Source organism: Paraburkholderia sp. A1RI-2L, assembly GCF_048957375.1.
Classification (GTDB): domain Bacteria; phylum Pseudomonadota; class Gammaproteobacteria; order Burkholderiales; family Burkholderiaceae; genus Paraburkholderia.
Window position 1 is genome coordinate 296,447 of the sequence record NZ_JARBTA010000004.1, and the last position, 23,315, is coordinate 319,761.

At 65.2% G+C, this 23,315-nt stretch carries 18 protein-coding genes; 8 read left to right on the forward strand and 10 right to left on the reverse strand.

The window, feature by feature from the left end; translation table 11 throughout:
* Window positions 1-91 precede the first annotated feature (91 nt).
* Entirely contained in the window at window positions 92-1,021 is a 930-nt protein-coding gene (locus tag PWP93_RS29825) for a LysR family transcriptional regulator (protein WP_421028496.1), read from the reverse strand.
* A 111-nt stretch (window positions 1,022-1,132) separates the two neighbouring features.
* Between PWP93_RS29825 and PWP93_RS29830 the strand changes: the two genes are divergently transcribed.
* The 4 genes from PWP93_RS29830 (at window position 1,133) to PWP93_RS29845 (ending at window position 6,284) form a co-directional block, all read left to right on the forward strand.
* On the forward strand, window positions 1,133-2,305 hold the full coding sequence (locus PWP93_RS29830) for an acyl-CoA dehydrogenase family protein (RefSeq protein WP_421047239.1): 1,173 nt from the start codon (window positions 1,133-1,135) through the stop codon (window positions 2,303-2,305).
* A 47-nt stretch (window positions 2,306-2,352) separates the two neighbouring features.
* Window positions 2,353-3,201, forward strand: a complete 849-nt coding sequence (locus tag PWP93_RS29835) for an FAS1-like dehydratase domain-containing protein (RefSeq protein ID WP_421047240.1) — start codon at window positions 2,353-2,355, stop codon at window positions 3,199-3,201.
* 52 nt (window positions 3,202-3,253) lie between these two features.
* A complete protein-coding gene (locus tag PWP93_RS29840) occupies window positions 3,254-4,450 on the forward strand; it encodes a CaiB/BaiF CoA transferase family protein (RefSeq protein ID WP_421047241.1) in 1,197 nt (398 codons plus the stop codon).
* A 139-nt stretch (window positions 4,451-4,589) separates the two neighbouring features.
* Complete coding sequence (locus tag PWP93_RS29845) at window positions 4,590-6,284, forward strand: electron transfer flavoprotein-ubiquinone oxidoreductase (RefSeq protein ID WP_421047242.1); 1,695 nt, start codon at window positions 4,590-4,592, stop codon at window positions 6,282-6,284.
* A gap of 50 nt (window positions 6,285-6,334) precedes the next feature.
* On the opposite strand, the gene PWP93_RS29850 is transcribed toward PWP93_RS29845, so the two are convergent.
* Entirely contained in the window at window positions 6,335-6,982 is a 648-nt protein-coding gene (locus PWP93_RS29850; RefSeq protein ID WP_421028501.1) for a LysE family translocator, read from the reverse strand.
* A 334-nt stretch (window positions 6,983-7,316) separates the two neighbouring features.
* On the opposite strand from PWP93_RS29850, the gene PWP93_RS29855 reads away from it, so the two are divergent.
* Window positions 7,317-7,547: a hypothetical protein gene (locus PWP93_RS29855; protein WP_421028781.1), complete on the forward strand. Its 231-nt coding sequence runs from the start codon at window positions 7,317-7,319 to the stop codon at window positions 7,545-7,547.
* A 134-nt stretch (window positions 7,548-7,681) separates the two neighbouring features.
* Here PWP93_RS29855 and PWP93_RS29860 read toward each other — a convergent pair whose 3' ends face one another.
* The gene (locus PWP93_RS29860; RefSeq protein WP_421047243.1) at window positions 7,682-8,563 is read right to left on the reverse strand and encodes an aldo/keto reductase family oxidoreductase; all 882 of its coding nucleotides are present in this window, start codon (window positions 8,561-8,563) and stop codon (window positions 7,682-7,684) included.
* Window positions 8,564-8,696: 133 nt separating this feature from the next.
* On the opposite strand from PWP93_RS29860, the gene PWP93_RS29865 reads away from it, so the two are divergent.
* Window positions 8,697-9,647 (forward strand): LysR substrate-binding domain-containing protein, encoded by a 951-nt coding sequence (locus tag PWP93_RS29865; RefSeq protein ID WP_421047705.1) that lies wholly within the window; start codon window positions 8,697-8,699, stop codon window positions 9,645-9,647.
* Between the two features lie 30 nt (window positions 9,648-9,677).
* Here the strand turns inward: PWP93_RS29865 and PWP93_RS29870 are convergent, their stop codons facing one another.
* Window positions 9,678-11,027 (reverse strand): NAD(P)/FAD-dependent oxidoreductase, encoded by a 1,350-nt coding sequence (locus PWP93_RS29870; protein WP_421047244.1) that lies wholly within the window; start codon window positions 11,025-11,027, stop codon window positions 9,678-9,680.
* A gap of 412 nt (window positions 11,028-11,439) precedes the next feature.
* The gene (locus PWP93_RS29875; RefSeq protein ID WP_421047245.1) at window positions 11,440-11,718 is read right to left on the reverse strand and encodes a hypothetical protein; all 279 of its coding nucleotides are present in this window, start codon (window positions 11,716-11,718) and stop codon (window positions 11,440-11,442) included.
* Window positions 11,719-12,096: 378 nt separating this feature from the next.
* On the opposite strand from PWP93_RS29875, the gene PWP93_RS29880 reads away from it, so the two are divergent.
* Window positions 12,097-12,783, forward strand: coding sequence for a DUF4410 domain-containing protein (locus tag PWP93_RS29880; RefSeq protein ID WP_421047246.1), 687 nt, complete (start codon window positions 12,097-12,099; stop codon window positions 12,781-12,783).
* A 27-nt stretch (window positions 12,784-12,810) separates the two neighbouring features.
* Here the strand turns inward: PWP93_RS29880 and PWP93_RS29885 are convergent, their stop codons facing one another.
* Window positions 12,811-13,515 (reverse strand): glutathione S-transferase N-terminal domain-containing protein, encoded by a 705-nt coding sequence (locus PWP93_RS29885; protein WP_421047247.1) that lies wholly within the window; start codon window positions 13,513-13,515, stop codon window positions 12,811-12,813.
* 99 nt (window positions 13,516-13,614) lie between these two features.
* Window positions 13,615-14,328, reverse strand: a complete 714-nt coding sequence (locus PWP93_RS29890; RefSeq protein ID WP_421028507.1) for a dienelactone hydrolase family protein — start codon at window positions 14,326-14,328, stop codon at window positions 13,615-13,617.
* A 211-nt stretch (window positions 14,329-14,539) separates the two neighbouring features.
* Between PWP93_RS29890 and nfsB the strand changes: the two genes are divergently transcribed.
* Window positions 14,540-15,193 carry an oxygen-insensitive NAD(P)H nitroreductase gene (gene nfsB, locus PWP93_RS29895; RefSeq protein WP_421047248.1) on the forward strand — a complete coding sequence of 218 codons (654 nt, stop codon included), beginning with the start codon at window positions 14,540-14,542 and terminating at the stop codon, window positions 15,191-15,193.
* Window positions 15,194-15,232: 39 nt separating this feature from the next.
* Here the strand turns inward: nfsB and PWP93_RS29900 are convergent, their stop codons facing one another.
* From PWP93_RS29900 to PWP93_RS29910, 3 genes are read right to left on the reverse strand one after another with little or no spacing between them, the layout of a single operon-like run.
* Window positions 15,233-16,789, reverse strand: a complete 1,557-nt coding sequence (locus PWP93_RS29900; protein WP_421047706.1) for an efflux transporter outer membrane subunit — start codon at window positions 16,787-16,789, stop codon at window positions 15,233-15,235.
* 53 nt (window positions 16,790-16,842) lie between these two features.
* The gene (locus PWP93_RS29905; protein WP_421047249.1) at window positions 16,843-20,160 is read right to left on the reverse strand and encodes an efflux RND transporter permease subunit; all 3,318 of its coding nucleotides are present in this window, start codon (window positions 20,158-20,160) and stop codon (window positions 16,843-16,845) included.
* Complete coding sequence (locus PWP93_RS29910; RefSeq protein WP_421047250.1) at window positions 20,157-23,312, reverse strand: efflux RND transporter permease subunit; 3,156 nt, start codon at window positions 23,310-23,312, stop codon at window positions 20,157-20,159. The genes PWP93_RS29905 and PWP93_RS29910 overlap by 4 nt, the downstream gene beginning before the upstream one ends.
* Window positions 23,313-23,315 lie beyond the last annotated feature (3 nt).

The window sequence follows — 23,315 nt, forward strand, 5'->3', positions numbered from 1 at the left end:
CGGGGGGCGTGCCCGCCCCGACCCTGTTGCTCCGGATGTTGGCGGCCAATCGGTTTCAGCGCGGCCATGAAACCCGAAAGACGTTCAGGCGCTAGCCCAGCCAGCGCGCGTCAGGCCAGCGGCCCTGCTCGAACGTGCTCTTGACGCAGTCCAGCAGCACGCCGACCACGCAGCGCACGGGCGCGGTGGCCTGGCGGCTGCTGGGCGCGGCCAGCACGATGGTGCGCCGCAGCCCGGGCGACGCGAGCGGAGCCGCGCTCAGCAGACCCCGCTCGACCTCCTGCGTGACGCCCACAGCCGGAATGATGGTCCAGCCGTGGCCTTGCGCGACCAGTTCTTTCTGCACGCTCAGCGCATTGGTTTCGGCAAACACGCGCAGCGTCACGCCGGCTTCCGTCGCGGCGTGCTCGATCATGGCGCGCAGGCCTTGCGGCGCGGCGGGCAGCACGAAGGGCTCGCGCGCCACGCGCGAGAACGCGATCGCTCGCTTGTGCGACAACCTCGCGGATGGCGCGGCCACCGCCCACAAACTTTCTTCGATCAACGCCTTCACGTGCAGCGCGGGCGTTTCTTTCTGGCCATAGAGCAGGGCGGCGTCCACGTCGCCGGCTTCGAGCCAGTCGTGCAGATGCCCGGCGTAGCCGATGGTCAGCCGCAGGCGGATATGCGGGTAGCGCCGCGCCACCTCGCCGGCCAGCAACGTGGCCAGCAGATCCGAGGTGCTGGCGAGGAGCCCGATGCTCACGATGCCCGAGACCGGCCCTTCGGTGGGCTGGATTTCAGCCTTGGCGCGCGCCACCTCGTCGAGGATGCGGCGCGCGTATTCGAGCATGGTCTTGCCCGAAGGCGTGAGCTGCATGCCGTGACGGCCGCGCTCGAACAGCTCCGTGCCCATGTCCTCCTCGAGCAGGCGCAACTGACGCGACACGGCAGGCTGCACGAGGTTCAGCAGGCTGGAGGCGCGCGTGACGTTGCCGGTCTCGGCCACCGTGACGAAGGCGCGGAGTTGCTTGAGATCCATCGTAGATACCTCGATGCCAAATACTGATGCATCAATCAAATAATTCTATTATTCCTCGGTGCCATCAAATATTACTATGGATCAACACAAGCCACTCACGAGACACCCGCCATGAGCGCTTCCATCTTTTGCGCACCCGACCAGTATCAGGAGATCCGCGACGCAGTGCGCGCGCTGTGCAACCAGTTCCCGGCCGACTATCACCGCAAGATCGACGAGCAGCGGGGCTACCCCGAGGCGTTCGTCGATGCGCTCACCAAGGCCGGCTGGCTCGCCGCGCTGATCCCGCAGGACTACGGCGGCCCGGGCCTTTCGATAGCGGAGGCCTCGGTCATCATGGAGGAGATCAATCGCTCGGGCGGCAATTCAGGGGCGTGCCATGGTCAGATGTATGTGATGAACACCATCGTCTTCAGCGGCACCGAGGCGCAGAAGCAGCGCTATCTGCCCCGCATAGCCGAGGGCGGGCTGCGCGTGCAATCGATGGGCGTGACCGAGCCCACCACGGGCAGCGACACCACCAAGCTCAAGACCACGGCGGTGAAGAAGGATGGCCGCTGGGTCATCAATGGCCAGAAGGTGTGGATCTCGCGCGTGCAGCACAGCGACCTGCTGATCCTGCTCGCGCGCACCACGCCCATCGACCAGGTGCAGAAAAAGAGCGACGGGTTGTCGTGCTTTATCGTCGAGCTCGACAAGGCCATCGGCAACGGCCTCACGGTGCGGCCCATTCTCAACATGGTCAATCACGAGACCAATGAGCTGTTCTTCGACAATCTGGAGCTGCCCGAAGACGCCTTGCTGGGCACCGAGGGCAAGGGCCTGAAAGTGATCTTCGACGGCCTGAACGCCGAGCGCACGCTGATCGCGGCCGAGTGCATCGGCGACGGCTACTGGTTCCTCGAAAAGGCGCGCGACTATGCGAGCGAGCGCAAGGTGTTCGGCCGCGCCATCGGCCAGAACCAGGGCATCCAGTTCCCGCTGGCTGAATGCTTCATCGAGCTCGAAGCCGCCAATCTGATGCGCTGGCGCGCCTGCGAGAAGATCGACGCGCGTCAGAACGCGGGTGTGGAAGCCAATATGGCCAAGTATCTGGCCGCCAAGGCCAGTTGGGAAGCCGCCAACGCCTGCCTGCAAACGCATGGCGGTTTCGGCTTCGCCTGCGAATACGACGTCGAGCGCAAGTTCCGCGAAACGCGCCTCTATCAGGTCGCGCCCATCTCCACGAACATGATCCTGGGTCATGTGGCCGAGCACGTGCTGCAGCTTCCGCGTTCCTATTGATGGCCGAAACAAATCGTAAGCAATCCTTTTGATAAAGCGCGACACCTATGAGCCAGGAAAACCCGCCTTCCTTCGAAGCCTGGGTGGGCCGCAGCGAAGCAAACGCTGACCGGATCACCGAAACGCCCGTGCGCCTCATGCAGGCCACGCTGGACGCCGCCGATGCCGGCACGCCGCCGTCGCAACTGCCGCCGCTCTGGCATTGGCTGTACTTTCTGCCTGCCGCGCGCCAGTCCGACATCGGTGCGGAGGGGCATCCGCAGCGCGGCGGCTTCCTGCCGCCCGTCACGCTGCCGAGGCGGATGTGGGCCGGCGGGCGCTTGCAGTTTCTGCAGCCGCTCACCATCGGCGAGCCGATCCGGCGTGTTTCCACCGTCAAGAGCATACAGAGCAAGTCCGGGCGCAGCGGCCAGTTGGTGTTCGTGACCGTGCTGCACGAAATCAGCGGCGCGAGCGGTCTGGCCATCCGCGAGGAGCACGACATCGTCTACCGCGACGCCCCGGCCCCCGGCGCGAGCGCGCCGCAGCCCGTGGCGGCCCCCGTCGACGAGCAGTTCGGACGCACCATCACGCCCGACCCCGTGTTGCTGATGCGCTATTCGGCGCTCACCTTCAACGGCCACCGCATCCATTACGACCGTCCCTATGTCATGGAGGAAGAGGGCTATCCGGGCCTCGTGGTGCATGGGCCGCTGATCGCCACGCTGCTGATGGAGGAGTTGCGCCGCGCGCATCCGGAAAAAACTATCCGCAGCTTCGAATTCAAGGCGGTGAGCCCCTTGTTCGATATCGCGCCGTTCACCGTCAACGGCAAGCTCGAAGGCGACACCGCGCATTTGTGGGCGCGTGGTCCCGAGGGCCAGTTGGCCATGCAGGCCAGCGCAAGAATCGAATAAACGCATCGAATAACTGTGTCGAATAACTGCGCCTATAACGTCGAGACAAACCATGTCGGAACCCAACCGCAAGGGCCCGCTCAGCGGCCTGACCGTCATCACCCTGGAGCACGCGATTGCCGCGCCGTTCTGCACCCGTCAGCTTGCCGACCTGGGCGCGCGCGTCATCAAGGTGGAGCGGCCTGGCGTCGGCGATTTCGCGCGCGCCTACGACCATCGCACGCGCGGGCTGGCCTCGCACTTCGTGTGGACCAACCGCTCCAAGGAAAGCCTCACGCTGGACCTGAAGCAGCCCGCGGCCCAGGCGGTGCTGGGCGAGCTGATCGCCGGGGCCGACGTGCTCGTGCAGAATCTCGCCCCAGGCGCGGCCGCGCGCATGGGCTTGTCGTTCGAGGCGCTGCACGCGAAGCATCCGAAGCTCGTCGTGTGCGATATCTCCGGCTATGGCGCCGATGGCCCCTACCGCGATAAAAAAGCCTACGACTTGCTGATTCAGAGCGAAGCCGCCTTTCTCTCGATCACCGGTACGCCCGATGAGCCCTGCAAGGCCGGCAATTCGATTGCCGACATCGCGGCCGGCATGTATGCCTGCACGGGCATCCTGAGCGCACTCTTGCAGCGCGGCATCAGCGGAGAAGGTTCGCATGTCGAAATATCCATGCTCGAAGCGCTGGGCGAATGGATGGGCTTTCCCATGTACTACGCTTACGATGGCCAGGAGCCGCCCGCGCGCAACGGCGCGGCGCACGCCACCATCTATCCCTATGGCCCGTTCAAGGCCGGCGATGACCGCGTGGTGATGCTGGGCCTGCAAAACGAGCGCGAGTGGAAGCTATTCTGCGATCTCGTATTGCGCCGCCCCGAGCTTGCGGCAGACCCGCGCTTCGACGCCAATGTGCGCCGCACGGAAAACCGCTCGGCCCTGAAAGCGACGATCGAGCAGACGTTCGCGAGCCTCACGGCGCAGGAGGTGATCGCGCGCCTCGATGAAGCGCAGATCGCCAATGCCGCCGTCAACCAGGTGGGCGATTTGTGGACCCATCCGCAACTGCACGCGCGCGAGCGCTTTACCACCGTCGGCTCGCCCGCTGGCGCGTTGCAGGCGCTGCTGCCGCCTGCCAACGTCAATAGCTTCGACGTCCGCATGGATCCCGTGCCGGCGCTCGGCGAGCACAGCGCGGCCATTCTGCGCGAACTGGGCCGCTCGAACGCCGATATCGAGCAACTGCAGGCCGATGGCGTGATCTGAGCCCCGACCGCAATCATTGCTTCCCCCCATCGCAGGTGGGTGGCGTGAAGCAGGCCTTGGGCCATACTCACGCCGAACTATGCTGGGCACGCCGCGTCAATGGGCGGCCGGGGCGCATCCCATTACTCTAGAACACACGATGAATAGCGAAGACCTTTTGGCCCAACACGGCCCGCGCGAATCCATGGAGTACGACGTGGTGATCGTGGGCGGCGGCCCCGGCGGCATGGCCACGGCCATCCGCATCAAGCAACTGGCGGCGGAGCAGGGCCAGGACGTCTCGGTGGTGGTGCTCGAAAAGGGCTCCGAACCGGGCGCGCACATTCTCTCGGGCGCGATCATGGACCCCATGGCGCTGACCGAACTGCTGCCGGACTGGAAGGCGCTCGGCGCGCCGCTGAACCAGCCCGTCACCGAAGATGCCTACGTGTTCCTCGGCGAGAAAACGTCCCGACGCGTGCCCAACCGGCTCCTTCCGCCGTTCGCGCACAACCACGGCAACTACATCATCAGCCTGGGAGCCCTGACTAAATGGCTGGGCGGGCAGGCGGAGTCGCTGGGCGTGGAAATCTTTCCCGGCTTTGCCGCGACCGAGGTGCTCTACAACGAAGACGGCTCGGTCAAAGGCGTGGCCACGGGCAACATGGGCATCGGCAAGGATGGCGAGCCCACCGGCAATTTCCAGCTCGGCATGGAACTGCACGCCAAATACACGATCTTCGCGGAAGGTGCGCGCGGGCACCTGGGCAAGCAGGTCGTCGCGCGTTACCAGCTCGACACGGGGCGCGATCCGCAAAGCTTTGGCCTTGGCATCAAGGAGGTGTGGGAGATCGACCCGGCGCGCCACCAGCCCGGCTTCGTCATGCACACGGCCGGCTGGCCCATGGACAGCAAAACCTACGGTGGCGCTTTTCTGTACCACCTGGACGGCAACAAGATGGCCGTCGGCTTCGTTACGGGCCTCGGCTACGCCAACCCTTACCTGAGCCCGTTCGAAGAGTTCCAGCGCTGGAAGACTCACCCGGGCATTCGTCGCTACTTCGAGAACGACAACGGCGAGGTCACGGCGAAACGCCTCTCGTACGGCGCGCGCGCGATCAACGCGAGCGGCATCAATGCGCTGCCCAAATTCGTGTTCCCTGGTGGCGCACTGGTGGGTTGCGATGCGGGCTTTCTCAATGTGAGCCGCATCAAGGGCAGCCATGCCGCCATCAAGACCGGCATGCTCGCGGGCGAGGCGGCCTATGCGGCCGTGGCGGCGGGGCGCCAGCACGACGAACTCGAAGCCTACCCGGAAGCCTTCGAAAAGAGCTGGCTGCATGCCGAGCTGAACAAGGATCGCAACTTCAAGAACTGGTTTCGGTACGGTCTCGCGGTGGGCACGCTGATGAACGGCTTCGAGCAACTCGTGCTGCGTGGACGCATGCCGTGGACGCTGCGCCGGCACAAGCCCGACCATGCTTACCTCAAGCCGGCTAGCGAGTGCGAACCTATCGTGTATCCGAAGCCCGATGGCAAGCTGACGTTTGATCGCCTTTCCAGCGTATTCATCAGCAATACCAATCATGAGGAAAACCAGCCCGCGCATCTGACGCTCAAGGATGCGGGCGTGCCGGTGGGGATCAATCTGGCGAAGTATGCGGGGCCCGAGGCGCGTTATTGTCCGGCCGGCGTTTACGAGTTCCTCGACGACGGGCTGCGAGGCGGCCAGCAGTTGCGGATCAATGCGCAGAATTGCTTGCATTGCAAGACGTGCGATATCAAGGACCCGACGCAGAATATCGTTTGGGTCACGCCTGAAGGTGGTGGCGGGCCTAATTATTCGGGCATGTGATAGGGGCTGCCGCAGGTGCCTTTTGAGGCGTGGTCTTATGCTGTCTTAGCTTACTGGCGCATGAGCGCCATCATCGCGCCGAAGCCGACGAACACGCCGCCCGTCACGCGGTTGAACGCCTTTGCCACGCGACGGCTCTTGAGCGTCGCACCGATGCGCGTGCCAAAACTCGCATAGACCAGATACCAGCTCACCTCGCATACCGCGAAGGTCGTCACCAGCACGCCGAACTGGGGCAGCGTGGGACGGCTCGCGTCGATGAACTGCGGCAGCAGTGCGGCTGCGAACAGGATGGCTTTGGGGTTGCTGCCGCCGACGAGGAAGCCGTTGCGAAACAGCGCGCCCGGCGAACGCGAAATACGAGTAGCGGGCGCTTCGGTCATGGCGTCGCTGGCGCCGGCGCTGCTTTCGCTCACCGGCGAGCGCCACGCCTTCACGCCCAGATAGACCAGATAGGCCGCGCCAACGATGCGCAGCGCATTGAACAGGGTCGGCCACGCCTGGAGGACCGCGCCCAGGCCGGCGGCCGAAACGGCCAGCATCAGCACGAGTGCGGAGAGGCAGCCGCCCATGGTCGCGCTCGTGCGGCGCAGGCCGTATTGCGCGCCGTGCGACATGATCAGCAGCATATTGGGGCCAGGAATGGCGCAGACGACGAAGACAGTAGCGAGGAACAGCCACCAGGTATGGAGACTCATAGCGACAACCGGCTTAAAAAGCAAAACCTGAATTATGCCAGCCCTCGTGGACTGAAAGGCGCAAGCGGTTAAATGATTTTGTATTCGAGACGTAGGCAAGAAGAAAAAAACGAAAGTATCGTAAGTAATTCGAAGCATTATCAACCGTTAACCATTGTCAGTTCTTGAGCGATATGATTGCCGTGCGTACCGCGCGAGCCCAGAATGCATCAACGCCCGCTGCTCTGGGCATGCAGCCTGGATGCAGGCAAGCAGCGCGCGGCAGCAACGGCCTTTAACCAGGCAAAGCCTGGCAATTTCAGGCAAACGCACTGCAATCAACCGGAGGAATCAAATGGGCATTCTTGATGAAGTGGGCAAGGTCGCGGGCGCGATTGCGGCGGTGGAAGCAACGGAAAAGGTCGACGCCGATGCCGGCTTCCTGACCAAGGCGGCCGCGGCGATCGCTGGCTTCGAGGGCGCGGGGGCGCTCGAGAAAATGGTCGAGAAGAAAGAGGATGAGAAGCAGGCCGACGACACCCAGCAAGCCGATGCAGGCGATGCGGCACAGGATTCGCAAACCTGAGTGCAACGCTCGTCGTGATTCCCGCGTGTGCCGCCCGAGTAAGCGGCACACGCGGTCGATAAGCATCGCAGAAAGCTTCTACCGCGGTCCGATGACCGCGGTTTTTTTTCGCCGCTCGAATGCTCCGACCGGGTTCACGCACCCGTTTTGCCGATTGCGTCGAGCCGCGCGAGTACTTCGCCGTTCAGTTCGAGCGTTTGCGCCTGCATGTTCTCGCGCAGATGCGCGAGCGACGACGTGCCCGGGATCAGCAGGATATTGGGCGCGCGATGCAGGAGCCACGCGAGCGCGACCGTCATCGGCACGACGTCGAGCGACTGCGCGATCTGCGCGAGCGCCGTCGACTGGATCGGCGTGAAGCCGCCGAGCGGAAAGAACGGCACGTAGGCAATGCCACGCGTGGCAAGCGAGTCGATCAGCGCGTCGTCGGCGCGGTTCACCAGGTTGTAGTGGTTCTGCACGCAGACAATCGGGGCAATGCGCCCGGCCTCGTCGATCTGATTCGCCGTCGCGTTGGAGATGCCGATATGGCGCACGAGGCCGCGTTCCCGCAGCGCGGCGAGCGCTTCCATTTGCTTGGCGACAGGACCTTCGGCGGGCTTGTGGACATCGCCCATGATGCGCAGATTGACCACGTCGAGCGTATCCAGACCCAGATTGCGCAAATTGTCCTGCACGGCACGCTCGATATCGGCGGGCTCCTGAGCGGGCAGCCACGCGCCCGCGGCATCGCGCACCGCGCCCACCTTCGTGACGATCGTGAGATCTGCGGCATAGGGATGGAGCGCCTCACGGATGATCTGGTTCGTTACGTGCGGGCCGTAGAAGTCGCTGGTGTCGAGATGGTTCACGCCGAGCGCGAGCGCCTCGCGCAGCACGGCAACCGCCGCCGCGCGGTCCCTGGGCGGACCGAATACGCCGGGGCCGGCGAGTTGCATGGCGCCGTAGCCCATGCGGTTGACGGTGCGGCCCGCGAACGCGAACGTGCGGGAAGGTTGGCTGGACGATTGCGGCATGTCGTGCTCCTCGTGAACGGATGGCGCCAGTATGGGCGCGTTCGCGTTGTTGGATAATCCCGCCTGATCCGCACGGGTTGTTCGAAATTCCGCACAATGCGTCATGGACCCCTCCGCCCGCACCCAAACCGACATGACCCACGAGAACCCTCTGCCCGCGAATCCCTCACCCGCCGCGTTCGAAATGAACGATCTGGCCGCCTTCGCCGCCGTTGCGCGCGCGGGCGGCTTTCGCGACGCGGCGCGCGCGGGTGGCGTCTCGGCTTCGAGCCTGAGCACGGCGGTGCGCCGGCTCGAGGCGAAGCTCGGCCTGCGCCTCCTGAACCGCACCACGCGCAGTGTCGCCCCCACTGAAGCGGGCCAGCGCCTGCTCGAATCGATTACGCCGCTGTTCGCCGAAATGAAAGCCGCGCTCGATGTCCTGAACGGCTATCGCGACCGTCCGGCGGGCGTGCTGCGCCTGAACGTGCCCGCCAATGTGGCGCGCAGCATTCTGCCGCCGATCCTCACGCGGTTCGTGGCTGCGTACCCCGAGATTCGCGTGGAAGTGGTGGTGGAGGATGGCTTCGTCGACGTGCTACAGGCGGGTTGCGACGCGGGCATTCGCTATGACGAGCGGCTCGAGCAGGACATGATCGCGATTCCGATCGGCCCGCGCGTGCAGCGCTTCGCGACGGCGGCGTCGCCCGCGTATCTCGCCGTGCATGGCAGCCCCACGCATCCGCGCGACCTGCTCGGGCACGTTTGTTTGCGCGTGCGTTTTTCGGGAGGCGCGATGGCGGTCTGGGAATACGCGCGCGATGGCGAGACGCTGCGCGTCGACCCGCCCGGCGCGCTCGTGGTGAAACCCGCAGCGGCGCTCGATCTCGCGATGGAGATGGCGTTGCGCGGCGCGGGCGTGATCGCGCTATTCGAGGACATGCTCAAGCCGCATTTTGCAAGCGGCGCGCTGGAACCGCTGCTGCCCGACTGGTGGCCGCAGTTTTCCGGGCCGTTTCTCTACTATCCGGGCAGGCGCCATTTGCCCGCGCCGCTTCGGACGTTTGTCGATTTCCTGAAGGCGGACGACAGCGCGCAAGCTTAGGCAACTTGGTGTGTTTTTGCCGGAGCCGTATCAGGCGAGCGCGTGCGGATAACCCTGCGCGACGAGCCACTGGCGAATCGTGTGGGCGGCGTCGGCATCGAGGGATTTAAGCGCTTCGTGCGCGCTTTCATGTGGATTTTCACGCGCGTTCTCGTGCATGAGCGCCTGAACGATGGGCGCGAGCGGCACGCCCTGGAGATGCCAGACGCCAAGTGGTTGATCGGGGCTCACGACGACGTCGGCCTCGGCGATGAGATCGCCGTCGATCACCGGCGCGCGGGCGATGGCAAGCTGGCCGAAATCGCGAACCTGATGCGTGCGCTCGTCGTCCGGCCATTGGCTGCGCGCCTGCCAGAAGGGGGCTGCGCCAAAGCGCTGCTCGAGCGCGTAGACGTCGCGGCCGGTGCGGGCGAAGTGCCTGAACAGGTGCTCGATGCGTTGTTGGTGAAAGCGCAGTGCGAGATCGGCGCGCTCGGGGCGGCTAATGAGCGTGTGAATCACGGCGGGCGCCTGCAAGGCCGATGAGAGCGACTGCAAGATGCCGTTGCCCGCGAGCGGATCGACGGCCATCGCGGCGTCGCCCACACGCAACCAGTTGCGCGCGCCGGCGCGCCCGCACAGCGTGGCTGTGCTGCTGCGCGCATGAAGCCGTGCGTGCGCGCCCGTATCGCTGGCGAAAAACGCGCTCGCAAGCGGCGAGCGCCGCTTGCGAGCGCAGAATGCGAGCAGCTCGTCGCGTTGCGGCAGCTCCGCGCACGCGACGTCGAGTGTCATCTGCCAATAGCAGCGGCCGTCCGGCAGGCGCGCCATCCACGCCCAGCCGTCCTGCAGGCTTTCCACGGCCGAGCCGGCGCTAGCGGCAGAGGCGGCCGCACCTTGCCAGACGTTGAGCAGGCTCAGCGTTTGCGGACCGCGCGTGGCGTCGCGCATGAGCGGCGCAAGCCGGCCGCGCGCCTCGACGAGAAAGTCGGCATTCAGCGAGAGCGGCCCATCGGCGGTCTCGATCATCAGGTCGTGCGTGTGCGCCGTGGTTTGTACCGAACGCACCGCGGCCTCCACGATTTCGACGCCTGCTTCACGCAGATCGTCGCGCAGGGCCGCATCGAACGCGTGCCGGTCGACCAGAAAGTCCGCGTTGGCCGTCTGCATGGCGCCGTTCCAGAGCGTGGTGCGCACGCTCGGTCCTTGTGCGCACAGGGCGGCACGCAACAGGCCAGCACGGCGCAGTCCGCCGAGCGCGTGCAGGGAGAGGCTTTCCACAGCGTCGAAACGGCGCCGTTCGCTCACCACGGTGACCGCGTAGCCGAGCGTGGCGAGCGCGCGCGCCACGCTGGCGCCCGCCGGCCCCGCGCCAAGCACGACGATTTGCGGGGCCGTCATGACGCGAGCGGGCGCGGTCCCGCGCAGAGGCTTTCGCCAATTTGATTAGACATGCAAAGCATGTGCAAAGGATCTGGAAGCACGGCTCCGGGAGGAAGAACGTCTTGCATGCTGTCCCCCTTGAGAGTGGTTGGGGTTCCGCACCTGGAAAGGTGGCGTGCGCGATAGCGCCCGTTCAATCTCGCACAGAAGCAAGGGCGAATCCATCCGGTGAACAACGCATATTGGAAAATTGACGGGAGTGTTTTCCCTGTGTTTTGACCAGGTTTTACAGTTGCGCATGCACGCTGAATAGGGCGCGAAGCGCATGATCGTTCGTTCGCGTTTGGCTCGGTATGGCATGAGCGCAGCACGATCATTCGTACTGCTGCGTTGGATGGCGTGACGAGCGGGGCCCCGATCTATCGCCGGGTCAGTTGTTGGCCGAGCCGCCTGTTTCGTCGGCGTTTTCTAGCGCCTTGCGCTCGCGCCGTTCCTCGTTGCCGCGGCGCGCGCGCATGCGCTGGCGCGAGAGGACGTGGATGACCTCGCCCGTGCTGGCATTCTCGGGTATTTCGTTGCGGATCACGTTGGCGACCATTGGCAGGCCCTGGCGATGGCGTCGCAGCGCGCGGGCAATTGCGCCACGGCAGACCGGTCCGTGGCAATCCCACTCGTCGCGCATTTTTCCGCAGTAACGGCATGTGTCCATGAGTTGCAGTTTAACTGGAATCGCATGACGTTTTAGGGGCACGATCCGGAGCGAAGGCCAGAGTGGACGCGTTCATGCAAGCGCGTCGTTCGGGGGGGCAAGCCTGCTGCGCAGGCTGATCTCGGCTGCCTCCGCAACTGGCCGCCGTGCCGCACGAAACGATTCTTCGTTGACGACGGCGAGGCGAACGTGCAAGGCGCACCGGCCGCGGGCTTGCATGCGTGCCGTTGGTTGACGTCGGAACACTCGCGCAAGACCTGCATCGCTATGGCGCGATTGATGCGTGAGCGGACGTATGAGCATGTGACGCCATGTGAAAAATGCATTCGGCTCCCGGCGGATAAGATAAGTGCGATCCGCTTGAATGGGGAGTCTGCGATGAAAGGTTATCGAAGCGTGTGCGTTGCGCTATGTGTGTGCATGGGGCTCGGCGTGGCTGCGCCGGCGCTGTTCGCACAGACGAGCGGCGCAGCCGCAAGCGTGTCCGCGCTGGCGCCGATCGTCTACGTGAGCGATTTCGAGCTCGACGCAGGCAGCGTGACAGCCGACCAGAACCCCGTGGATAACGCGCGCCACCTCGCGGGCAGCCTGCTGCCCCGGCCGCTCGCGCGCCGCGACGACTCGCAGGCGCACGCTCGTCAGATCGTCGAGCAGATGGCCAATACGCTGGTCGCGGACTTGCGCAAGGCGGGCGTCGATGCACGGCGCTTGCCCGCCGGCGTCGCGCCGCCCGCGCAGGGCTGGCTCGTGCGTGGCGTATTTCTCGACGTCGACGAAGGCAACCGCTTGCGCCGCGCGATGGTGGGCCATGGCGCGGGTGCGGTCGAGATCGATCTGGCGGTTGCCATCGACGATCTCGCGAAGCAGGCGCCCGCGCCGCTTTACCAGGTGATCGAAACGCATTCGAGCGAGAACAAGCACGGTGCTGGCGCGGCCATTGCACTCAATCCCTACGTGGCCGCCGCAAAGTTCGTGCTCGCGCGCGGCGATCAGCGCATGAGCGTCGAGCATGCGGCGGGCGAGGTCTCGGACGCCGTGTTGGCGCGCGTGAAACCCGCCCGTTGAGACCGTTTCAAGACCGTTGCGCGCGCATCAATTGCGTGCGGGAATCTCCAGTCCGCGCTTGACAGCCGGACGCGCGAGGAACGCGTCGAGCGCACGCGCGACATGACGGAAATCCTTGAAGCCGACCAGATCGCCGGCCTCGTAGAAGCCGATGAGATTGCGCACCCAGGGGAACGTCGCCATGTCGGCGATCGTATAGTGCTCGCCCATGATCCACTGGCGATTCGCTAGATGCTGATCGAGCACGCCGATGAGGCGGCGCGATTCGGCCACGTAGCGATCGCGCGGGCGCTTGTCCTCGTACTCCTTGCCGGCGAACTTGTGGAAGAAACCCACCTGGCCGAACATCGGCCCGATGCCGCCCATCTGGAACATCAGCCACTGAATCGTCTCGTAGCGCTCGCGGCCTTCGCGCGCGAGAAACTGACCGCATTTGTCGGCGAGGTAGATCAGGATCGCGCCCGACTCGAACAGCGGCAGCGGTGCGCCGCCGGGGCCGTTGGGATCGATGATCGCGGGAATCTTGTTGTTCGGATTGAGCGAGAGGAATTCCGGCGACATCTGGTCATTCGTGTCGAAGCGAACCAGATGCGGCTCGTACGGCAGCCCCGTTTCCTCGAGCATGATCGACACCTTGACGCCGTTGGGCGTGGGCAGCGAATAGAGCTGGATGCGTTCGGGATGTTGCGCGGGCCATTTAGCGTTGATGGGGAAGGCGGAAAGATCGTTCATGCGAAGTCCTGTTGCAAGGCGCCGAGGTGCGGGCGGCGTGGCAGCGCCATGCCGCATGCGCTGTGCCCGGCGCGAGAATTTAGGGGAAACGCCGCGCGCTTAGCGCTGCGTCCACAACGTGCGGCCCCAGAACGTGAGCGTGCGATCCCACGCGCGCTGCGACCAGACCGGATCGAACTGCGTGTGCGCGATGCGGCCGGGGCCGACCGCGGTCTCGTTCGCGAATCCGTGGTAAGCCAGGTAGCGGTGGAACTCGACGTTCACGCCGCCGTCGCGCAGCTTCTTTTCGAGCTCGTCGACGGTCTCGATCTTGAAGAAGCCGTCCTGCGTGCCCCAATGGCCCAGCACCGGCGCGGTGATCTTGCTCGCGTCGAGATATTCGAGCGGCGGAAAGCCGTACCACACCACGACGCCCGCGAGGTCCGGAATCATGTTCGCGGCGAGCAGCGTGAGCGCGCCGCCCATGCAGTAGCCGCTCACGCCGACGCGATCGGTCAGCGTCTTGAGGTGATCGACCGCGCCACGGATGTCCTGCGAGGCGGCATCGGCGAAATCGAGGCCCGTCATCAGGTGGTGCGCCTCTTCCTCTTCGACGGTGCTCTTGCCGCGGTAGAGGTCGGGCACGAGCGCGTAGTAGCCCGCTTGTGCGAGGCGGTCGGCCACGCCGCGAATCTGGTCGTTCAAGCCCCACCATTCCTGGATCACGACGATGGCGGGCGCGCCCTCGGTCTTCGCGGGCGTGGCGAGATAGCCCTGGAGCGATTGGCCATCGGGGCGATTGAAGCTGATCATGGAGCCGGCGGGGTGTGTCATGGGGTTCCTCGATGTATGGATTGAAAGGCGTTGGCGAGCAACGGGCAGCCCGTAGCATAGCGCCTGGCCGTGCGCTTTGCTTGCACGTCCCATCGCACATGCTGGTAGCATACCGGCCTTGCCGCCGCCCTGGCGGCCGACGTTAGACGACTTTGTATGGGACCAGCGTTAGTGCTGAAGCGCTCACTCTGGCCGGCACAGGAGAACCCAGTTGAACCTCACCCGTTTCGCGAAAGCGCGCCATGCCACCAAGGCTTTCGATTCCACCCGCAAGATTCCGGCCGCCGTTATCGATGAGCTCAAGGAACTGATCCGCTTCAGCCCCTCTTCGGTGAACTCGCAGCCGTGGCACTTCGTGGTGGCCGAAAGCGACGCGGCGCGTGCGCGCGTGGCGAAGTCCATGCAGCCGGGCTACGCCTATAACGAACCGAAGGTGATGCGCGCTTCGCACGTTCTCGTGTTGTGCGTGCGCACCGACATGGACGAGGCGCATCTGAACGCCGTGCTCGCGCAGGAAGAGGCCGATGGCCGCTTCGCGAGCGCCGAGGCGAAAGCGGGCCAGCAGAACACCCGCGCCTTCTACGTGAACCTGCATCGCGAGCGCGCGGATCTGCCGGCGTGGATGGAGAAGCAGGCTTACCTTGCGCTCGGCACGCTGTTGATCGGCGCATCGACGCTCGAAATCGACGCCTGCCCGATGGAAGGCTTCGATGCGAAAGTGCTCGACGAAGAACTCGGGCTGGCCGCGAAGGGACTGACCGCGCTCGTCGTGATCGGCCTTGGCTACCGCAGCGCCGACGATTTCAACGCGAAGCTGCCGAAATCGCGTCTGGCTGCGCAAGCGGTTTTCACCGAGCTGGCGTAAGCGTTCAGCATCGCATGCCGTGCACGGCGGTGTGCGATGTCACGGGCTTGGCGACTGCCCTGGTTTGTTGGGGTTTGCGGGTGCCATAGCATTGGGCGCGGCGGCGGTATCCACGCTTGCTGCCGCAGTCTGATTGGATGCTGGATTCGCCGCCGCCCGATCGGGATGGCGGGGATCGTGCAGCACGCCCGTCCATCCGCCGCCCAGGTCGCCGATCAGCGCCGCCGCATTGAGCAGCCGCTGCTGCTGCACGTTGAGCGAATTTTGTTGCGTGCTCAACTGGGTGGTTTGCGCTGTCACTACCGTGGTGTAGTCGACCGTGCCCGCCTCATACTCATTCAGCGCTATCTGCGCGCCGCGGATCGAATCGCGCACGGCGGCGTCCAGCCACTCGCTCTGCTGCGCGAGAATGCGCAGCCCCGAGAGATCGTTCTCGACGTTCTGGAACGCCGTGAGCACGGTGCCGCGATAGTTGGCCACCGCCGCATCGTAGCTCGCGCGCGCCGCCGCCACTTCGCCGCTGCGCGCGCCGCCGTCGAAGATCGTCTGTGTTGCGCTCGCGCCGAGCGACCACACATAGTTGCTGATGTGCAGCAGGCCAGAAAGCGGCGCCTGCGTGAAGCCGTCGAACGCCGAAAGCGAGATGTTCGGGTAATACGCGGCTACGGCCACGCCGATGGACGCATTCGCCGAGGCCATCTGGCGCTCCGCCGTGGCGATGTCGGGGCGCCGCTGCAGCAGCGTGGACGGCACGCCAGCGGGAATCGCCGGCAGCACCGGGAGCCGCGTGCTGTGCGGGATCGTCATGTCCTCGGGATTGCGGCCCACCAGCACCGCGATGGCATGCTCGTACTGCGCGCGCGCGACGCCCAGCGCGATCAGGCTGGCCTGGGCGTTCTCCAGCTGCGTGCGTGCCGTGATGAGGTCGGAAGGCGGGATCGTGCCCGCGCTGTCCTGGTTGCTCACCACGCGCAGCGAAGCCTCGTAGGCCGCCACGGTTTGCGTGAGCAGATCGATGTCGGCATCCGTCACGCGCAGGTCGATCACGGCATTGGCGAGCGCAATCTGTTCGGATAGCTGAGCATTGGCGAGCATGGCTTCGCTGGCCTGCGCGGTGGCCGATTGTTCCTCGATCTGGCGGCGCACCTTGCCCCAGAAGTCCGGTTCCCAGCTCACGCTGGCTTCCAGCGAGCCCGAGTTGACAATGAGCGCCCGGTTGCTTTGCGTGGTGCGGGACGAACGCTCACGCGCGGCGGAACCCGTCACGCCCAGCGCGGGAAAGAGGCTCGCGCGCGCGATGCGCACTTCGGCCAGTGCCTGCTGGTAGTTCGCGTAGCTTTGCCGCACGGTCTGGTTCGAGACGGCCACGAGCGGCTCGAGTTCGTCGAGCAGCGGATCCTGGAACGCGGTCCACCATTCGCCCTTCGGGCCTTCGGCGTCGGCGGGCTCGGCCTGGGTCCAGCCGGGCAGTTCCTTCCATTGCGTGGGCACGGCGACTTGCGGGCGCTGGTAGTCGGGGCCCACCATGCAGCCGCTCGCGAGGAACGTGAGGGATGCGGCCAGCGCAAGCGGCAGCAATCGGCCTGTTGCGCGCATGCGCGGCACGAATTCAAGCGGGGCTTTGCGCCGCCCCCGGCGGTGAATCGTCTTCATGGTGCACTCTCATCGGCCTGGCGGCGGTTCCAGGGCAGGCGTGCGGCCCAGCGTGCGAGGCGTGCGCGCAGGCGGTCGAGGAACAGATAGATCACGGGCGTGGTGTAAAGAGTGAAAAGCTGGGAGAGGAGCAGGCCGCCCATCACGGTCACGCCAAGCGGCTGGCGCAGCGAGGCGCCCTGGCCAATGCCCACGGCAAGCGGTGCCGCGCCCAGCACGGCGGCGAAGGTCGTCATCATGATCGGGCGCAGTCGCACCACGGCGGCTTCGTGAATCGCGTCGCGCGCGTTACGGCCTTCGCTGCGCTGCAACTGGATCGCCACGTCCACCATCATGATGCCGTTCTTCTTCACGATGCCGATCAGCAGGATGATGCCGATCATCGCAATGACCGAGAACGGCGTGCCGAAGATCAGCATCGCCAGAATCGCGCCGATGCCGGCCGAAGGCAGCGTCGAAAGAATCGTGAGCGGGTGGATGGTGTTCTCGTAGAGCACGCCCAGCACGATATAGACCACGCCGAGCGCCGCGAGAATGATCAGCGGCACCGTGCCCATCGATTGCGCGTAGGCCTGCGCCGCGCCCGCGAACTCTCCGTGGATGGAAGCGGGCATGCCGATGTCGCGCTTGGCCTGCTCGATGATCTTGCCCGCCTCGGAGAGCGAGCCGCCCTTGGGCAGGTTGAACGAGATCGTGCCCGCCACCTCGCCGCTCTGGTGATTGACCTGGGTGGCCGTGTGGCCGGTGGTCCAGTTCATGAGCGCGGTGAGGGGCACCATGGTTTCCGCGGCGGTGCTGTTCGCGCTGCCGCTCGAACTGCCGCCCTTGCTGTTGGCGATCGAGTTGTTCTGCACGTTGGCCACGGCGTTGGCGTTGCGTTCATTGGTATTGCTGACGGTGGTGCTGGCGGCGGTGATCGCGCTATAGGGTTTGACGCCCGACATCGTCGTGCCCGGCATTTGCGTGGTGGCCGCGCCGCTCGCGTTGCCTGCCGCCGTGCTCAGGAAGATGTGGTTGAACGACTGCGGATACTGCCAGTACTGCGGCGCCACCTCCATCACCACGAAGTACTGGTTGATGGGGTTGTAGATGGTGGAGACGGCGCGCTGTCCGAACGCGTCATAGAGCACGTTGTCGATCTGGTTCGGATCGAAGCCGTAGCGCTTGGCCGTCGCGCGGTTCACCGTGACATAGGTTTGCAGGCCGTTTTGCTGCAAGTCCGAGTTCACGTCGGTAAGGGTGCCGTGGTGCTTGTTCAGCTCGTCGATGAGCCTGGGCGTCCATTTGAAGAGCGCGTCGGCGTCGTCGCTCGTGAGCGTGTACTGATATTCGGCTGCCGATTGCCGCCCGCCGATCTGCAGATCCTGCTGCGCCTGGAGGAACAGGCGCGCGCCCGACACCGCGTTGAGCTTGGGCCGCAAGCGGTTCACGACTTCGGTGGCGGAAAGCTTGCGTTGCGCGAGCGGCTTGAGCTCGATGAAGACCGTGGCCGAGTTGAGCGCGCGTCCGCCCGTGAAGCCCGCGACCGATTCCACGGCCGGATCTTTCTGCACGATGTCCTGCAATTGCGCGAGCTTCTTTTCCATCGCCGTGAACGAGATGCTCTGGTCGGCGATGATCTGGCCGATCAGGATGCCCGTGTCCTGCTCCGGAAAGAAGGTGCCGGGGAGCAGGCGCGCAAGAAACACATTGCCGACCAGCAAGGCGAACAGGATGAAGATCGTGAGCCGAGCATGATTGAGCGCGACGTCGAGCGTGCGCGAATAAAACTGCTTGAAATGTTCGAACTGCGCGTTGATCCACTGGGCCGAGCGCGAGGGCTTGCGCTTCTTGCGCTCGCGCTCTAGCACATAGGCGCACATGGCCGGCGTGACGGTGAGCGAGACCACGAGCGAAATGACGATCGCGATGGAGAGCGTCATCGCGAACTCATGAAAGAGCAGGCCGACGATGCCCGGCATCAGCAGGATCGGCAGGAACACGGCGATCAGCGAGAGGCTCATCGAGAGCACTGTGAAGCCCACTTCGCCCGCGCCGCGCAGCGCGGCTTCCTTGGGATCGAGCCCGGCCTCGATATGGCGCACGATGTTTTCGAGCACCACCACGGCGTCGTCCACCACGAAGCCGGTGCCGATGGTGAGCGCCATCAGCGAGAGCGAGTCGATGCTGTAGCCGAGCAGGTACATCGGCCCGAACGAGCCCACGATGGACAGCGGCAGCGCCACGGCCGGAATGAGCGTCGCGCGCGGCGAGAGCAGGAACACGAACACCACGCCGATCACGAGCAGCACGGCGATAAACAGCGTGCGCTCGGTGTCGGCCACCGAGTCGCGCACCGCCTGGGAGCGGTCGATCGCCACGTTCACCTTGATCGTGCCGGGCAGCGCGGCCTCGATATAGGGCAGGCGTGCCTGGATCTGCTGCACGGTCTTCACGACGTTGCTGCCCGGCATCGGGTAGACGATCACGAGCACCGCCGACTTGCTGTTGAAGAGACCGGCATTGCGGATGTTCTCGTTGGAGTCGTTCACGGCGCCCACGTCGCGCAGATACACGGGCGCGCCGTTGCGGTAGGCGATGACGATGTCGCGAAACGGCGCGGCGTTGCTGATCTGGTCGTTCGATGTCACCACGAAGCGCTGCTCGCCCTGATCGATATGGCCTTTTGCGCTGTTCGCATTGGCCGCGCCGATGGCGGCGCGCACGTCTTCGAGCCCGATGCCGTAGCTATTGAGCTTGCCGGGCTCCAGCTCCACGCGCACCGAAGGCAGCGCGCCGCCGCCCAGCGTGATCTGGCCCACGCCGTCCACCTGCGAGAGCTGCTGCATGATGACCGAATCGGCGGAGTCGTAGAGCTGGGCCTTGGTGAGCGTATCGGAGGTGAGCGCGAGCACCATGATCGGCGCGCTCGCGGGGTTGTACTGCCGGTAGGTGGGGTTGCTGCGCAGCGTGGTGGGCAGGTCGGCGCGGGCGGCCTGGATGGCCGCTTCCACGTCGCGCGCCGCGCCGTTGATATCGCGGTTCAGGCCGAATACCACGACGATCAGTGATGATCCCGTATTGTTGATCGAAGTGAGCTGGCTCACGTCGGCGATGGTGCCCAGGCGCCGTTCGAGCGGCTCGGCGACCGTGGCCGCCATGGTCTCGGGGCTCGCGCCCGCCATATTGGCCTGCACCACGATCACCGGAAAGGCGATGTTGGGCAGCGGCGCCACGGGCAGCCGGAAAAACGCCAGCGTGCCGGCGAGCAGGATCGCGATCGCGAGAAGCGAGGTCGCGACCGGCCGCCGGATAAAGAGCGCCGAGAGATTCACGGCGTGCCCTCGGGCGCGGGCGGTGCACCGCCGCCATCTGCGCCGCCTGCTTCATCGCCGCTTGTGCCGCGCTTGCGCTTGCGCCCGAAGCGCTCGGCGAGCCGGTCGAAGAACAGATAGATCACGGGCGTCGTAAACAGCGTGAGCAGTTGCGACACCGTCAGCCCGCCGATGATCGCGAGGCCGAGCGGGCGGCGCAGCTCGGAGCCCGTGCCGGTGCCGAGCAGCATCGGCAGCGCGCCGAGCATGGCGGCGAGCGTGGTCATGAGGATCGGCCGGAAGCGCAGCAGCGATGCCTCGAAGATCGCCTCGCGCGGCGGCTTGCCGTGCACGCGTTCGGCTTCGAGCGCGAAGTCCACCATCATGATGGCGTTCTTTTTCACAATGCCGATCAGCAGCACGATGCCGATGATGCCGATCACGTCGAGGTCTTTGCCCGCGATCATCAGCGCGAGCAGCGCCCCGATGCCGGCCGAAGGCAGCGTCGAAAGAATCGTCACCGGATGGACATAGCTCTCGTAGAGCACGCCCAGCACGATATACACGGCCACGATGGCCGCGATCAGCAGATAGATCTCGCTGGAGAGCGAATCTTCGAACGCCTGCGCCGCGCCCTGGAACGACGAGGTGATCGAGGGCGGCAGCTGCACGGCGGCCTCGGCCTTGCGGATGTCGCGCACGGCGGCGGAGAGCGACGCGCCATCGGCGAGATTGAACGAGATCGTGACCGAGGGGAATTGCGCAAGGTGGCTGATCATCAGCGGCGAGCGCGTGATGTCGATCGTCGCGATGCCTTTGAGCGGCACCTGGCCCGAGGCGGCGGTCTGGCTCGGCAGATAGATGTCGCCGATCGATTCCACCGTGGGCAGCGACTCGGGCTTGGCCACGAGAATCACGCGGTACTGGTCCGACTGCTGGAAGATGGTCGAGACGATGCGCTGGCCGAGCGCGTCGTAGAGCGCGTTGTCGATGGTCGCCGCCGTGATGCCGTAGCGCGCCGCGAGCTGGCGGTTCACCTGCACATTCACGGACAGGCCGTCGGTGTTCAGGTTGCTCGTGACGTCGGCAATCGAGGGAATCTGCTTCATGCGCGCGATGAGGGCCGGCACGTATTGCTCGAACGCCTGCTGGTTCGGGCCGCGCAGCACGAAGTTGTACTGGTTGCGCGAGACCGTGGTGTCGAGCGTGAGATCCTGCTCGGGCTGCAGATAGAGGCGGATGCCCGGCACTTTCGCGACCGACTGCTGGATGCGCCGCGCGATCTCCTCGGCGGTTTCGGCGCGGTCGTCGTGCGGCTTCAGGTTGATCAGGAAACGCCCGTTGTTGAGCGTGTTGTTGATGCCGTCGATGCCCACGTACGAGGTGAGCGAAACCACATCGGGGTCCTTAAGAATTTCTTCGGCGAGCGCGGACTGGCGGCGCACCATCGCCTGATACGAGACCGAGTTGTCGGCCACGCTGATGCCCTGGATCACGCCCACGTCCTGCACCGGGAAGAGACCCTTGGGAATCGCCACGTAGAGCAGGCCCGTGAGCCCGACCGTGGCCACCGCCACGGCGAGCGTGAGCGTCTGGTGATCGAGCACCCAGCGCAGGCCGCGCTCATAGGCGGCGAGCGTCTTGTTGAAGAGGCCTTCGCTGACGCGCTCGAAGCGGCTCGGATGGCGCTCGGCCTGGGCGCGCAGGATGCGCGCGCACAGCATCGGCACGACGGTGAGCGAGACCACGGCCGAGAGCACGATGGTCACCGCGAGCGTGACCGCGAATTCGCTGAAGAGCCGGCCGATCACGCCACCCATGAACAGCAGGGGAATCAGCACCGCGATCAGCGAGATCGTGAGGGACAGAATCGTGAAGCCGATCTGCCCCGCGCCCTTGAGGGCCGCCTGCAAGGGTTTGTCACCTTCTTCCAGATAGCGCACGATGTTCTCGATCATCACGATCGAGTCGTCGACCACGAAGCCCGTGGCGATGATGAGCGCCATCAGCGAGAGGTTGTCGATCGAGTAGCCGAGCTCGTACATGAGCGCGAGCGTGCCGATCAACGAGACCGGCACCGAGATGCTCGGAATGATCGTGGCGGGCAGATTGCGCAGGAACACGAAAATCACGGCCACCACGAGCGCCACAGCGAGCACGAGTTCGAACGCCGCGTCGTTGACCGAGGCCTGGATCGCCCCCACGCTGTTGGAGACCACCGTGACCTTCATGCCGGCGGGCAGCGTGGCTTCGAGCTGCGGCAACTGGCGCATGATCTGGTTGACGGTGGCGATCACGTTCGCGCCCGGCTGGCGCTGCACGTTCAGCACGATGGCGGGCGCTTTGTTGTACCACGCGCCGCGCTCGACATCCTGGGCCGCCGTGGACACGCGCGCGACGTCGCGCATGAACACGGGCGCGCCGTTCTGGTAGGCGATGACCGTGTCTTCGTAATCCTTGGGGTCCGAAATCTGGTCGTTCGAGTTGATCGTGTAGTCGAGCTCGGGACCGTCGAAGTTGCCCTTCGGCGCGCTGATGTTGACGTTGGCGAGCAGCGTGCGCAGATCGTCGATATTCAGGCCGTAGCCGGCAAGCTTTTGCGGGTCGGCTTCCACGCGCACGGCGGGCACGTGGCCGCCCGCCGTGCTCACGAGACCCACGCCCTGCACCTGGGAAATCTTCATCGCGAGCCGGTTGTTGGCCGCGTCCTGCAACTGCGTGAGCGACATCGACTTCGAGGTCAGCGCGAGCGTGAGAATGGGCTGGTCGGCGGGATTCACCTTGGCGTAGGTGGGCGGCGCGGGCAGGCCGCTCGGCAAGTAGCTGTTGGCCGCGTTGATGGCCTGCTGCACGTTCTGCTGCGCCACGTCGAGGTTGAGCGAGAGATCGAACTGCAGCGTGATGACCGAGGCGCCCTCGGAACTGTACGAGACCATCTGCTGCAGGCCCGGAATCTCGCCGAGCTGCACTTCGAGCGGCGCCGTGACCGTGGTGGCCATGACGGTCGGGCTCGCTCCGGGGTAGAAGGTCTGCACCTGAATGGTCGGGTAGTCGACCGAAGGCAGCGACGACACCGGCAGGAACTTCATCGCCAGCAGGCCGACCAGCACCAGCGCGATCATCAGCAACGAAGTCGCGACCGGCCGCAGGATGAAAAGACGCGAAATATTCATCGG

Excerpts from the sequence above, each read along its gene's own strand:
- PWP93_RS29845 (WP_421047242.1), top strand. The coding sequence starts at position 4,590 with ATGAATAGCGAAGACCTTTTGGCCCAACACGGCCCGCGCGAATCCATG.
- PWP93_RS29910 (WP_421047250.1), bottom strand. The coding sequence starts at position 23,312 with ATGAATATTTCGCGTCTTTTCATCCTGCGGCCGGTCGCGACTTCGTTG.
- PWP93_RS29870 (WP_421047244.1), bottom strand. The coding sequence starts at position 11,027 with ATGACGGCCCCGCAAATCGTCGTGCTTGGCGCGGGGCCGGCGGGCGCC.
- PWP93_RS29825 (WP_421028496.1), bottom strand. The coding sequence starts at position 1,021 with ATGGATCTCAAGCAACTCCGCGCCTTCGTCACGGTGGCCGAGACCGGC.
- PWP93_RS29875 (WP_421047245.1), bottom strand. The coding sequence starts at position 11,718 with ATGGACACATGCCGTTACTGCGGAAAAATGCGCGACGAGTGGGATTGC.
- PWP93_RS29890 (WP_421028507.1), bottom strand. The coding sequence starts at position 14,328 with ATGACACACCCCGCCGGCTCCATGATCAGCTTCAATCGCCCCGATGGC.
- PWP93_RS29900 (WP_421047706.1), bottom strand. The coding sequence starts at position 16,789 with ATGCGCGCAACAGGCCGATTGCTGCCGCTTGCGCTGGCCGCATCCCTC.
- PWP93_RS29860 (WP_421047243.1), bottom strand. The coding sequence starts at position 8,563 with ATGCCGCAATCGTCCAGCCAACCTTCCCGCACGTTCGCGTTCGCGGGC.
- PWP93_RS29850 (WP_421028501.1), bottom strand. The coding sequence starts at position 6,982 with ATGAGTCTCCATACCTGGTGGCTGTTCCTCGCTACTGTCTTCGTCGTC.
- PWP93_RS29885 (WP_421047247.1), bottom strand. The coding sequence starts at position 13,515 with ATGAACGATCTTTCCGCCTTCCCCATCAACGCTAAATGGCCCGCGCAA.
- PWP93_RS29855 (WP_421028781.1), top strand. The coding sequence starts at position 7,317 with ATGGGCATTCTTGATGAAGTGGGCAAGGTCGCGGGCGCGATTGCGGCG.
- PWP93_RS29830 (WP_421047239.1), top strand. The coding sequence starts at position 1,133 with ATGAGCGCTTCCATCTTTTGCGCACCCGACCAGTATCAGGAGATCCGC.
- PWP93_RS29880 (WP_421047246.1), top strand. The coding sequence starts at position 12,097 with ATGAAAGGTTATCGAAGCGTGTGCGTTGCGCTATGTGTGTGCATGGGG.
- PWP93_RS29840 (WP_421047241.1), top strand. The coding sequence starts at position 3,254 with ATGTCGGAACCCAACCGCAAGGGCCCGCTCAGCGGCCTGACCGTCATC.
- PWP93_RS29865 (WP_421047705.1), top strand. The coding sequence starts at position 8,697 with ATGACCCACGAGAACCCTCTGCCCGCGAATCCCTCACCCGCCGCGTTC.
- PWP93_RS29835 (WP_421047240.1), top strand. The coding sequence starts at position 2,353 with ATGAGCCAGGAAAACCCGCCTTCCTTCGAAGCCTGGGTGGGCCGCAGC.